13 protein-coding genes are annotated in these 12,304 nt (G+C 67.0%); 8 read left to right on the forward strand and 5 right to left on the reverse strand.

What is annotated here, in order from left to right:
* The coding region (locus A5699_RS13935) for a fasciclin domain-containing protein (protein WP_067770185.1) at positions 1-701 on the reverse strand (701 nt) is incomplete at its 3' end.
* 325 nt (positions 702-1,026) lie between these two features.
* Here A5699_RS13935 and A5699_RS13940 point away from each other — a divergent pair.
* Positions 1,027-1,545 (forward strand): gamma carbonic anhydrase family protein, encoded by a 519-nt coding sequence (locus A5699_RS13940; RefSeq protein WP_067770309.1) that lies wholly within the window; start codon positions 1,027-1,029, stop codon positions 1,543-1,545.
* A gap of 5 nt (positions 1,546-1,550) precedes the next feature.
* On the opposite strand, the gene tet(V) is transcribed toward A5699_RS13940, so the two are convergent.
* Together tet(V) and A5699_RS13950 are read right to left on the reverse strand one after the other, a co-directional pair.
* Positions 1,551-2,813: a tetracycline efflux MFS transporter Tet(V) gene (gene tet(V) / locus A5699_RS13945; RefSeq protein WP_157561250.1), complete on the reverse strand. Its 1,263-nt coding sequence runs from the start codon at positions 2,811-2,813 to the stop codon at positions 1,551-1,553.
* Positions 2,814-2,962: 149 nt separating this feature from the next.
* Positions 2,963-3,766 (reverse strand): enoyl-CoA hydratase, encoded by an 804-nt coding sequence (locus A5699_RS13950; RefSeq protein ID WP_067770189.1) that lies wholly within the window; start codon positions 3,764-3,766, stop codon positions 2,963-2,965.
* Between the two features lie 135 nt (positions 3,767-3,901).
* Here A5699_RS13950 and A5699_RS13955 point away from each other — a divergent pair, with 135 nt between their 5' ends.
* The 3 genes from A5699_RS13955 to A5699_RS13965 all read left to right on the forward strand — a co-directional run bounded on the left by A5699_RS13955 (position 3,902) and on the right by A5699_RS13965 (position 6,829).
* Positions 3,902-4,993, forward strand: a complete 1,092-nt coding sequence (locus tag A5699_RS13955) for a CaiB/BaiF CoA-transferase family protein (RefSeq protein ID WP_067770191.1) — start codon at positions 3,902-3,904, stop codon at positions 4,991-4,993.
* Between the two features lie 64 nt (positions 4,994-5,057).
* On the forward strand, positions 5,058-5,813 hold the full coding sequence (locus A5699_RS13960; protein WP_067770311.1) for a 3-hydroxyacyl-CoA dehydrogenase: 756 nt from the start codon (positions 5,058-5,060) through the stop codon (positions 5,811-5,813).
* A gap of 8 nt (positions 5,814-5,821) precedes the next feature.
* Positions 5,822-6,829, forward strand: coding sequence for a nitronate monooxygenase family protein (locus A5699_RS13965; protein WP_067770192.1), 1,008 nt, complete (start codon positions 5,822-5,824; stop codon positions 6,827-6,829).
* 78 nt (positions 6,830-6,907) lie between these two features.
* On the opposite strand, the gene A5699_RS30160 is transcribed toward A5699_RS13965, so the two are convergent.
* Entirely contained in the window at positions 6,908-7,039 is a 132-nt protein-coding gene (locus tag A5699_RS30160; protein WP_142254153.1) for a hypothetical protein, read from the reverse strand.
* Positions 7,040-7,563: 524 nt separating this feature from the next.
* Between A5699_RS30160 and A5699_RS13970 the strand changes: the two genes are divergently transcribed.
* From A5699_RS13970 to A5699_RS13980, 3 genes are read left to right on the forward strand one after another with little or no spacing between them, the layout of a single operon-like run.
* Positions 7,564-9,861, forward strand: a complete 2,298-nt coding sequence (locus tag A5699_RS13970) for an MMPL family transporter (protein ID WP_067770194.1) — start codon at positions 7,564-7,566, stop codon at positions 9,859-9,861.
* A gap of 1 nt (position 9,862) precedes the next feature.
* Positions 9,863-10,561, forward strand: a complete 699-nt coding sequence (locus A5699_RS13975) for a TetR/AcrR family transcriptional regulator (protein ID WP_067770196.1) — start codon at positions 9,863-9,865, stop codon at positions 10,559-10,561.
* Positions 10,554-11,189 (forward strand): class I SAM-dependent methyltransferase, encoded by a 636-nt coding sequence (locus A5699_RS13980; RefSeq protein ID WP_067770197.1) that lies wholly within the window; start codon positions 10,554-10,556, stop codon positions 11,187-11,189. The genes A5699_RS13975 and A5699_RS13980 overlap by 8 nt, the downstream gene beginning before the upstream one ends.
* On the opposite strand, the gene A5699_RS13985 is transcribed toward A5699_RS13980, so the two are convergent.
* Entirely contained in the window at positions 11,186-11,899 is a 714-nt protein-coding gene (locus A5699_RS13985) for an NAD-dependent deacylase (protein WP_067770313.1), read from the reverse strand. The two genes, A5699_RS13980 and A5699_RS13985, sit on opposite strands and share 4 nt — an antisense overlap.
* Positions 11,900-11,935: 36 nt before the next feature.
* Between A5699_RS13985 and A5699_RS13990 the strand changes: the two genes are divergently transcribed.
* Entirely contained in the window at positions 11,936-12,301 is a 366-nt protein-coding gene (locus tag A5699_RS13990) for a GntR family transcriptional regulator (RefSeq protein ID WP_067770198.1), read from the forward strand.
* Positions 12,302-12,304: the final 3 nt, after the last annotated feature.

A 12,304-nucleotide genomic window follows, 5' to 3' on the forward strand; every position in this document is an offset into this window, starting at 1 on the left:
GCGGCCGGGGTCTCGGGCTCTGCAGCCTGCGTGGTCGTGGTGGTCGGCGTGGTGGTGGTACCCGACACCGTCGGCACCAAGGCGTCCGGCGGCGAGTTGGGATCCAGCACGGTGTCGATCAGGTAGATGCGGGCGTTCTCCGCCTGGATGGGGCCGCAGACCAGCTTGGCGGTGTCGTTGACCTTGATGTCGCCGCCCTTGCCGGTCACCTTGACCTCGGCGCCCTGCTGGGTGGGGCGCTGACCCTTCACGTCGTCGGGCCCGAGCAGGCCGAGGAACGCGTGGTAGTAGTCGAAGCTGGTGAGCGCGGCCGGATCGGACTTGAGGGCGTCGAGCTGCCCGGGCGCCATGGCATCGAAGGCCGCGTTGGTGGGCGCGAAGATCACGTACGGGCCGTTGTCGAGCACCGGCACGATGTTCACCTCGGGGTTCAACCCGCCGGACAGCGCGGCGTTGAACGTGCTGATGTCGGGGATGCTGGCCAGCACCTTGCCGGCCGGCAGCGTCGCGAGGCTCTTCCACTCCGGCATGGCCTTCTTGAAGTTGTCGCAGCCCGATCCCTGCGGGTCGGGGATCTCCACCACCGGGGCGGCCGTCGTGGTCGGCGCCGGGTCGGCGTTTGCGGTGACCGACAACGGCAGAGAAGCCGTGATCGCGGCGACCGCCGCAGCGAAGCCCAGTGTCGTGGTGCGCGTCTTCATCGGTGGGTTTTCCTCCCGCTCGTCCTAGCCTGTATTCGTCGGCTGCCGGTGACGCGTTACGCGGGTCCTCCGCGCGACTACGGCGACCGGTCTGGCGAGCGAACACGACAACCTCAGCGTTCCCCGCGGCGCCGCATCGGATGGTAAGGCCAACATTGCGCTTACACCAAAGACCAATTGTCCAGTGCAACGGCCGCGACGCCTCTGCGCTGGGCTTTTCGAATGTTGATGCACAGCACGCCGGCAGCCGGAATGCCGGGTGTGCGCGCCGTCGGCCTCGGCTGCCCTTGTCCGGTGACCAGCCCGGCTGACTACCATGACCGGCATGCCTGAGCCCTTGATCGTTTCTGTCGCTGGTCATACTCCCAAGATCGACCCGGAGGCCTGGGTCGCGCCCAATGCCAGTGTGATCGGCCAGGTTTCGCTGGCCGCCGGCGCCAGCGTCTGGTACGGCGCCACGCTGCGCGCCGAGGTCGAGCCCATCGAGGTCGGCGAGAACAGCAACATCCAGGACGGGGTGACCGTTCACGTCGACCCGGGTTTCCCGTGCCGGATCGCCGCCGGGGTGACCGTCGGCCACAACGTGGTGCTGCACGGCTGCACCGTCGAGCAGGACAGCCTGGTCGGGATGGGTGCGGTGGTGCTCAACGGTGCGGTGATCGGCGCTGGTTCGCTGGTGGCCGCCGGCGCCGTGGTGCCGCAGGGAATGGTGGTGCCGCCGCGCTCGCTGGTGGCCGGGGTGCCGGCCAAGGTGCGCCGTGAACTCAGTGACGACGAAGTCGGCCACAACCAGCTCAACGCCGCCGCCTACACACATCTCACCGGGTTGCACCGAGAGGCCTGAGGCGGTCAGCGCAGCGGGTGGGCCAGCTCGTCACGGGGTATCCGGGCGGCGGTGACCGCCACCGCCGCCAGCAGCGCCGGCAGCAGCCCGGCCACCAGGAAGATGGACTCCATCGAGACCAGCTTGGACAGCGGGCCGACGATCGCAAACGACACCGGCATGAACGCCAGCGACACGAAGAAGTCCAGGCTCGACACCCGGCCCAGCATCTCCGTGGGCACCCGGCGCTGCAGCAGCGTTCCCCAGATCACCATTCCGGCGCCGTCGGTGACGCCGACGCAGAACGTGGCCAGGGCCATCAACGGGAACGACGAGGTGACGCCGACGATCACCAGCGGCACCGAACCCATGCCCCACATCAGCATCATGGTGGTCAGGTAGCGGCGCGGCATGCGACGCGATGACACCGTCAATGCGCCCAGCGCACTGCCGAATCCGAAGAACGCCAGGATGAATCCGTAGGCCCGGGCACCGTCGTGGAACCGGTCGGCGGCGATGAATGGCAACAGCACCTCGATCGGTCCGAGCACGACGAGTACGAACAGGCTCGCGAACAGCAGCGTCCACAGCAGCCACGGGGTGCGCACCATGAACGCGAAACCCTCACGCAGATCCTGCAATACCCGCGGCCGCGCGGTGTCTTCTTGTGGCACAGCGGGATTCGGCGCCGGGCGGGTGGCCACCAGCAGCGCCAAACCCAATCCGAACAACACCGCCACCACCACCGCGCCCAGGGCGGGGAACGCTGCGGCGATCACCATGCCCGCTATCGCGGGACCGATCGAACGCTGGAAGACCGGCCGCACCACACCTTCGACACCGTTGGCCGCCAACAACTGTTCGGGTGGCAGGATGCGCGGCAGGATCGCGCTGTAGGCCGGGAAGAAGAATGCGGCGGCGATGCCGAGAATTCCTGCCGCGACAGCCATGTGCCAGATCTTCAGGGCATCGAGCAGGCCCAGCACTGCCACCGTGGATACCGTTGCCAGATTGACGGTTTCGACCGCGATGATGATGGCACGTTGGTTGAACCGGTCCGCGGTGATACCGCCGACGAGGACGAACGCCACCAGCCCGGCGCCCAGGCAGGTGGCCACCAGTGACAGCGAGGCCGGATCGTTGTCGATCGCGATGACCTGTAGGGCCATCACCACCGACCACATGCCCTCGGCGAAGATCGACAGCGTCACGGCTGCGATCAGCAACCGGTATTCACGGATGTGAAAAGGCGCGAGCACCCGCCAGCCGCCGGCCGCGCGGACCGGCAACTCGATGTCGTGCTGGGCGCTCACCGTTCGATGGTGCCCACCCGGCGCGGTCCGCGTCCAACGATTTTCCTCGCCGAACAGACATAAACCGGTACCTTCTCGGCCGAAAAGGTACCGGTTTATGTCTGCTCGCCGAGGAAAGGGGCGCCCTACTGGTCGGAGAACTCCGGACGCCGGTTCTGCTGGAAGGCCTGGGTGCCCTCGCGGAAGTCGTTGGACACCAACAGCTTCAGCTGCCCTTCGCGCTCCCGGGCGAAGGCGCCCTCCAGCTCGGTGAGCGTGGCGGCGTTGACGGCCTGCTTGGTCTCGCGCAGCGCGACCGCCGGTCCGGAGCGCAGCTTGGCGATCACCTTGTCCACCGCGGCGTCGAACTCGTCGGCCGGGTACACCGCGCTGACCAAGCCCCAGTCGTAGGCGTCGGTCGCGCTGAGGCGGTCGGCCAGCAGCGCCAGGCGCATCGCCCGGGCGCGGCCGATGTTCGCCGCCACCAGGGCCGAGGCGCCGCCGTCGGGCATCAGTCCGATCTTGGTGAAGGCCAGCAGGAAGAACGCCTGATCCGAGGCCAGCACCACGTCGGCGGCCAGCGCCAGTGACACCCCGACGCCCGCGGCCGGCCCCTGAACGACCGAGACGACCGGCTTGGGCAGATTCACGATCGAGGCGACGGCGCGGTTGGCCGCATCGAGCACGCCTGCGGCGTCGTGGCTCTTGGCGTTCTGATCTTCCTCGCTGATGCCTGCGCCCGAGCTGAATCCACGGCCCGCGCCGCCGAGGCGCACTGCCCGCACCTCCGGGTCGGTCGCAGCGAGCTCCATGGCGTCGGCGACCGCGGTCAACATGTCCTGGGTCAGGGAGTTGAGGCTGTCGGGTCGGTTGAGCGTCACCGACAGGACGCCGTCCTCGAGCGATACGGATACGTCTTTAACGTCGGGGTATTCGCGGGTCACGGTCATCTCTGCACCTTAAGTCTGGCGGGCCAGTGGCCCGCTCCGAGCGGGGCCGGCTATGGCCATGCCGGTCGAGAAGGTTATACAAGTAAGCTATGTCACCGGTCAACCGTGGCCGAACACGCGAAGGGGCGGTAGAGCATGGCAGGACCACTGCAAGGTTTGCGCGTTGTGGAGCTGGCGGGCATCGGCCCCGGCCCGCATGCGGCGATGATCCTCGGCGATCTGGGTGCCGATGTGGTGCGGATCGAGCGGCCCGGAAAGAGCGGCGGAGTGCCCGCCGGTGACCGGGATTCGATGCTGCGCAACCGACGCTCGGTGGCAGCCGATCTCAAGAGCGACGAGGGCCGTGAACTGGTCCTCACCCTGATCTCCAAGGCCGACGTGCTGATCGAGGGCTACCGACCCGGTGTCACCGAGCGCCTCGGGCTGGGTCCCGACGACTGCGCCAAGGTCAACGACCGGCTGATCTACGCCCGGATGACGGGCTGGGGTCAGGAGGGGCCGCGAGCGCTGCAGGCCGGCCACGACATCAACTACATCTCGCTCAACGGCCTGCTGCACGCCGTGGGACGCAAGGGCGAGCGGCCGGTACCGCCGCTGAACCTGGCCGGCGATTTCGGTGGCGGCTCGATGTTCCTGCTCGTCGGCATCCTCTCGGCGCTGTTCGAGCGGCAGACCTCGGGCAAGGGCCAGGTGATCGACGCGGCCATGGTCGACGGCTCGTCGGTGCTGATGCAGATGATGTGGGGCTTCCGGGCCAACGGCCTGTGGTCCGACGAGCGCGGCACCAACATGCTCGACACCGGTGCGCCGTACTACGACACCTATGAGACCGCCGACGGCAAGTACATGGCGATCGGGGCGATCGAGCCGCAGTTCTACGCCGAGCTGCTCAAGGGGCTGGGCTTGGCGGACGCCGACCTGCCGGCCCAGAACGACATGGCCCGCTGGCCCGAGCTGCGCGAGGCCTTCACCCAGGCGTTCGCCGCCCACGACCGCGATCACTGGGCCAAGGTGTTCGCCGGTACCGATGCCTGTGCGACGCCGGTGCTGTCGTTCGCCGAGGTGCTCACCGAACCGCATGTCGCCGAGCGCAATACGTTCTTCGACGACGAGGGCAACCTGCAGCCGATGCCGGCTCCGCGCTTCTCACGCAGCACCACGGCCGTGCCCACCCCGCCGCGCGAACGTGGAGCCGACACCGAAACCGTTCTGCGGGACTGGGTTTAGTTCACCGTTTCAGTTCGAACAATCCACGGGTCGGCACAGGGCTGGCCGGAAAGGAATGCGGTACATGGAGATCAAGGACGCGGTAGCCGTCGTCACCGGCGGCGCATCCGGTCTGGGCCTGGCCACCACCAAGCGGCTGCTGGATGCCGGTGCCCAGGTGGTCGTGATCGACCTCAAGGGTGAAGAGGTGGTGGCCGAGCTGGGGGAGCGGGCCAAGTTCGTGGCCACCGACGTCACCGACGAAGCGGGCGTGACCAAGGCGCTCGACGTCGCGGAATCGCTTGGGCCTGTGCGCATCAACGTCAACTGCGCGGGCATCGGCAACGCGATCAAGACCCTGAGCAAGAACGGCGCGTTCCCGCTCGACGGGTTCCGTAAGGTGGTCGAGGTCAACCTGATCGGCACGTTCAACGTGATCCGGCTGGCTGCGGAGCGTATCGCGAAGACCGAACCGCTGGCGGGCGAGGAGCGCGGCGTCATCATCAACACCGCCTCGGTGGCGGCGTTCGACGGCCAGATCGGGCAGGCCGCCTACTCGGCGTCCAAAGGTGGCGTGGTCGGCATGACCCTGCCGATCGCGCGCGATCTGTCGCGTGAGCTGATCCGGGTGTGCACCATCGCGCCGGGTCTGTTCAAGACGCCGCTGCTGGGCTCGTTGCCCGAGGAGGCGCAGAAGTCGCTGGGGCGGCAGGTGCCGCATCCGGCCCGCCTCGGCGATCCCGACGAGTACGGCGCCCTGGCCGTGCACATCATCGAAAACCCGATGCTCAACGGCGAGGTGATCCGTCTGGATGGCGCGATCCGTATGGCCCCGAGGTAAGGACTGATATGGCATTGAAGACGAAGTTCACCGAGACGTTCGGGGTCGAGCACCCCATCGTGCAGGGTGGTATGCAGTGGGTCGGCCGCGCCGAACTCGTTGCGGCCGTGGCGAATGCGGGTGCGCTCGGGTTCATCACCGCGCTCACCCAGCCCACCCCGGCTGATCTGGCCAAGGAGATCGAGCGGTGTCGGGAGCTCACCGACAAGCCGTTCGGGGTGAACCTGACGATCCTGCCGACGATCAACCCGCCGCCATATGACGAGTACCGCCAGGTGATCGTCGACTCCGGCATCAAGATCGTCGAGACCGCGGGTTCCAACCCGGCGCCGCACCTGCCGATGTTCCACGACAACGGGATCAAGGTGCTGCACAAGTGCACCTCGGTGCGTCACGCGGTCAAGGCGCAGAGTCTGGGTGTGGACGGCATCAGCATCGACGGGTTCGAGTGCGCCGGTCACCCCGGCGAGGACGACATCCCGGGCCTGGTGCTGATCCCGGCGGCCTCGGCCAAGATCGAGATCCCGATGATCGCCTCGGGCGGTTTCGCCGACGCACGTGGTCTGGTGGCCGCGCTGGCGCTGGGCGCCGACGGCATCAACATGGGCTCGCGGTTCATGTGCACGGTGGAATCGGCGATCCATCAGAACGTCAAGGAGGCGATCGTGGCGGGCACCGAGCTCGACACGGAGCTGATCTTCCGCAGCCTGGGCAACACCGCCCGCGTCGCGAGCAACACGGTCTCGCGTGAGGTGGTGCAGATCCTCAAAGACGGCGGCCAATTCGAGGACGTCAAGGATCTGGTGGCCGGCAAGCGCGGCGTGAAGGTCTACGAGATCGGCGACCTCGATGCGGGCATCTGGTCGGTCGGAACCTCGATGGGCCTGATCAACGACATTCCCACCTGCGGCCAGTTGGTGTCGCGAATGGTGTCGGAAGCCGAGCAGATCATCAGCGGTCGGCTGGCGAACATGATCGGTGCTGGAGAAGACGAAAGAGAAGCAGTCCTCGCCTGAGACGAGGACTGCGGGCCGTGGTGAACGAAGCTACGGCAAACTCACATGGGAAACGCGCGCCGCGAGGCGCGCGTTTTCTCATACTGCCTTCGGCAGTTCCTGGTAGGTGTCGAACTGCTCCGAGGTGTCACCCTCGACGAGGACATCGCCGTGGTAGAGAGCCTCGAAATCAACCTTGATGACATCGGCACTGGTGTCGTCGATCCACATGACACTGAGCGTATGGGTCACCATTAAGGAATCTTTGAGTCACGGTTCGGAAAATGGTGGCAATCCTACTTTTGGGTAGGTTTCTGGCGAGTAGGCCCCGGCTTCTGCGGCATCTTCGGGCGCCATCGGTGGGCGCCGATTTCTACTGCAGGGTCGCTGGAGCGCGCTGGGCGCAGCCTTGGCGTGGAAATCGACGAGAAGACTCGGGCATGGGTGCATATTGCTGCCGATTTCTACTGCAGGGTCGCTGGAGCGCGCCGGCTACGACCCTGGCGTGGAAATCGACGAGAAGACTGGGGCATGGGCGCAGATTGCTGCCAATTTCTACCTCAGGGTCGCTGGAGCGCGCCGGCTACAACCCTGGCGTGGAAATCGACGAAGGCCCACGCGTACGACGAAGGCCCACGCGTAAGCGGGAGTTGAACCCTCGGGCTTCGGTCGCCGTATGTAGAGCATGACCCGACGTTGACGCTGACAACTTACCGTTGTTAACTTAACGGCGATACCCGGGGGAAGGACATCTAGTGCTGCACCGAATCGCCCACCTGGCCATTGCCGCACCACGTCGTGTCCTGGCGGTCGCCGCCCTCGTGATGGTGGCCGCGGGCATCTTCGGCGTCCCGGTGGCCAAAAGCCTCTCGGCTGGCGGGTTCCAGGACCCGACCTCGGAATCGGCGCAGGCCACGCAATTGCTGTCGGAGAAGTTCGCCCGCGGTGACATGCAGCTCGTCATCAGCGTCACCGACGATTCGGCCGCCGGGGCCCAGAGCCCGGCCGCGAAGACCGCCGGCACCGACATCGCCGCCCAACTCAAGGCATCGCCCTATGTCACCGAGGTGAGCTCGGCGTGGACCGTGCCCGCCCCGGCGGCGGCAACGCTGATCAGCAAGGACGGTAAGACCGGGCTCATCCTGGCCGGGATCAACGGTGGCGAGAGCGGTGCGCAGAAACACGCCAAGGAACTCACCGAGCAGCTGGTCCACGACCGCGACGGCGTGAGTGTGCGAGCCGGCGGCGAGGCGATGATCTACGTCCAGATCAACGGTCAGAGCGAAAAAGACCTGTTGATGATGGAATCCATCGCCATTCCGCTCAGCTTCCTGGTGCTGGTGTGGGTGTTCGGCGGATTGTTGGCCGCCGCATTGCCGCTGGCGGTCGGCGGCTTCGCGATCCTGGGATCGCTGGCGGTGTTGCGCGGGGTCACCATGGTCACCGACGTTTCGATCTTCGCGCTCAACCTCACCGTCGCGATGGGCTTGGCGCTGGCGATCGACTACACCCTGCTGATCGTCAGCCGGTACCGCGACGAGCTGGCCGACGGCGTCGAGCCCGATCGGGCGCTGGTGCGCACCATGATCACCGCCGGACGCACCGTGCTGTTCTCGGCGATGACGGTGGCGCTGTCGATGGTGGCGATGGTGCTGTTCCCGATGTACTTCCTGAAATCGTTCGCCTACGCGGGCATCGCGGTGGTGGCGCTGGCGGCGTTCGCGGCCGTCGTCGTGGCCCCGGCCGCCATCGCCCTGCTGGGCGACCGTCTCGACGCGTACGACGTGCGTCGGTTCATCCGCCGCATCCTGGGCCGGCCCGAACCGGTGCCCAAGCCCGTCGAGCAGACCTTCTGGTACCGGATGAGCAAGCGCGTGATGCGCCGTTCGGTTCCGATCGGGATCGGCGTGGTTGCGTTGCTGCTCTTGTTGGGCGCGCCGTTCCTCGGCATCAAATGGGGATTCCCCGACGATCGGGTGCTGCCGTCGTCGGCGTCGGCCCGCCAAGTGGGCGACGAACTGCGCAACGACTTCGCGGTGGACTCCTCGACCGCCGTCACCGTGGTGCTCCCGGACATCACCGCACTGCCGCCTGCGGAGATCGACCGCTACGCAGCCGACCTGTCGCGGGCCACCGGCGAGGTCTCGGTGTCCGCACCCGGCGGCACCTTTGTCGACGGTCGACGGGTCGGCCCCCCGTCGTCGGGCACCGGAATCGCCGATGGCAGTGCCTATCTCACGGTCGCCAGCCACGAACCGCTGTTCAGCGACGCCTCGGAAGCCCAGCTCGATGCGCTGCACGCGGTGCCGGCTCCGGCCCAGGTGCAATTCACCGGCCTCGCGCAGGTAAACCGGGACAGCTCCCATGCCATCACCTCCCGATTGCCGATGGTGCTCGGCATCATTGCGGCCATCACCTTCGTACTGCTTTTCCTACTCACCGGCAGCGTCGTGCTACCGCTGAAAGCGTTGGTGCTCAACGTGTTGTCGCTGTCGGCGGCGTTCGGTGCGCTCGTGTGGATCTTCCAGGACGGCCACCTCGGCGCGCTGGGCACGACGCCGACGGGCACCCTGGTGGCCAATCTCCCGGTGTTGTTGTTCTGCATCGCCTTCGGGCTGTCGATGGACTACGAGGTGTTCCTGGTCTCCCGGATTCGGGAGTACTGGCTGCAATCCGGCGGCACCGAAGTATCTCCTCGGGCACGGAACGACGAGAGCGTCGCCCTCGGTCTGGCCCGCACCGGCCGGGTGGTCACCGCAGCGGCACTGCTGATGTCGATCTCGTTCGCCGCGCTGATCGCCGCTCAGGTGGCGTTCATGCGGATGTTCGGGCTCGGGCTGACTTTGGCCGTGCTCGTCGACGCCACCCTGGTGCGCATGCTGTTGGTCCCGGCGTTCATGCATCTGATGGGGCGGTGGAACTGGTGGGCGCCTGCACCACTGGCTCGGCTGCATCGGCGCATCGGCATAAGCGAGTCCGGCCCCGATGATCTGTCTGGTCTACCCGAGGGTGACCGGGAGCGCGCGGGCGCAAGCATGGCGGACACCGGTTAGCGTGGTGGGCCAACCTGGGAAACGGCGCCGGGCCCCGCGTGGGTGTGGTGAGCTGCTGCGCGACCAGATCCTGGACGCCACAACAGAATTGCTGCTCAAAACCGGCCACGCCAAGGACGTGTCGATCCGGTCGGTGGCCCAGCGGGTCGGCGTCACGCCGCCGTCGATCTATCTGCACTTCGCCGACAAGGATGCGCTCCTCGACGCGGTGTGCTCGCGGTACTTCGAGAAGCTCGACGAGCAGATGCAGCGCGTAGCCGCCGATCACACGTCCACGATCGAGGTGTTGCGCGCCCAGGGGCATGCCTATGTGGACTTCGCCAGGCGTACCCCCGAGTTGTACCGGTTGGCGACGATGGGTGAGGGCAGGCCCGGAAGCGACGTCGACGCCACCCTCAACAGTTCGGCGTTCCAGCACATGCGCGGGGCCGTTCAGGCGCTGATCGAGGAGGGCGTGTACCCGGCCGGGGACGCCACGACCATGGCGCTGGAACTGTGGACCGCCGCCCACGGAGTGGCTGCCATCCTGATCTCGAAACCGTATCTTCCGTGGGGGGACGTCGAAGAGTTCACCGACCGGGTGCTGCGGGCGGTGTGCACCGGTCAGATCGTCTCGGGAATCATCGGCACCGATATCGGGCCGGTGGAGATGATCGCCCGACTGAAGGGATTCGCAGTGGAGGAGAAGAACCGTGACTGACCGAACCGTCGATAATCCGTTCTTCGCCCGGGTGTGGAAGACGCTGTCGAACTCGGAACCACCCGCGCTGCGCCGCTTGCGCGGCGAGAACCTCGCCGGGCTCAGCGGGCGGGTGCTCGAGATCGGGGCGGGCACCGGCACCAACTTCGCGTTCTACCCGCCGACGGTGACCCAAGTGGTCGCCATCGAGCCCGAGCGTCACCTTGCCGAGGCGGCCCGCGACGCGGCGGCGGCGGCCCCGGTTCCGGTGACCGTCACCAGCGACACTGCCGAGACGTTTCGTAGTGCCGAGCCTTTCGACGCGGTGGTCTGCTCGTTGGTGCTGTGTTCCATCGAAGAGCCCGATGGTGTTCTGCGCCAGCTGATTACACTGCTGCGACCCGGCGGGGAGTTGCGCTACCTCGAGCATGTCGCCGGTACGGGCTGGCGGGCCCGCATGCAGCGCGTGGCCGACGCCACCGTGTGGCCGCGGTTGTTCGGCAACTGCCATACCCATCGGCGCACCGAGCAGACGATCGCCGACAGCGGTTTCCGGGTCGCCGAGACCCGTCGTGAGCTGGCGATGCCCGCCTGGGTGCCGTTGCCCGTCACCGAGTTCGCGATCGGGCGCGCGGTCCGGCCGGCCTAACCGAGTAGTGCGGGCAACCGCTGCAGCAGGTTCGGCAGAGCCGTGGTCGCGTTTTCGCGCAGCGAGACCGTCGCGCTGTCGGACAACGGTGTGCGTTCCGGATTGACCTCGATCACGGCGATGCCCGCCGCCAGGGCCGCCTCGGGCAGGCCCGCGGCGGGGTAGACGATCGAGCTGGTGCCGACGACGATGACCAGATCGGCGCTGCTGACCGCCTGCACCGACCGCTGCCAGGCGTCGTCGGGCAGGGGTTCGCCGAACCAGACCACGCTGGGTCTGATCAGGCCACCGCACGGGCAGACCGGCGGTTCGATCGTCTCGACCGGTTCGGGCATGTCGGGAAGATTGCCCTCGAACCGGGAACCGCAAGCGTCGCAACGGAATTCGAACAAACTTCCGTGCAGGTGATAGACGTTGGAGCTGCCGGCGCGCTCGTGCAGATTGTCCACGTTCTGTGTGATGACGTGCACGTCGGCGTGGTCCTGCCAGGCGGCCACGGCGCGGTGGCCGTCATTGGGCTCCACGTGCGCCATCATGTAATGCCGCCACAGATACCAGGCCCAGACTTTTTCGGGGTGCCGCTGCCAGCCGTCCAGGCTGGAGATCTCATAGGGGTCGACCTTGGCCCACAGACCCGTCTCGACGTCGCGGAACGTGGGCACACCGCTCTCGGCCGAGATGCCGGCGCCGGACAGGACAGTCACTTGCACGTCACCAACGTAGTCGGTTTGGGTGATACTGGGCACGTGGGCGAGTTGGGGGATTGGGTGCTGGTCGATCCGAGCGCGGAAAAACCGTTGTTCGATCAACTCAGGATCCAGATCATCGATGGCATCCGGCAGGGGCGGTTGACGCCGGGGACCCGTCTACCCACGGTGCGCGACCTGGCGGGGCGGGTCGGCCTGGCGGTCAACACCGTGGCCAGGGCCTATCGCGAGCTGGAAGCGGCGGGGGTTTTGGAGACGCGGGGACGCTACGGCACGTTCGTGGCGCGGGCTGACCCGGCTGATGCGGCGATGGCGGCAGCCGCGCACTCGTTCGCCGAGGCCGCCCGCGCGCTGGGCATCGGCAAGACCGATGCGTTGCGCTATCTGGACGACGTGTTCGACTGAGTC

The organism is Mycobacterium sp. E802, from assembly GCF_001666875.1.
Lineage (GTDB): Bacteria > Actinomycetota > Actinomycetes > Mycobacteriales > Mycobacteriaceae > Mycobacterium.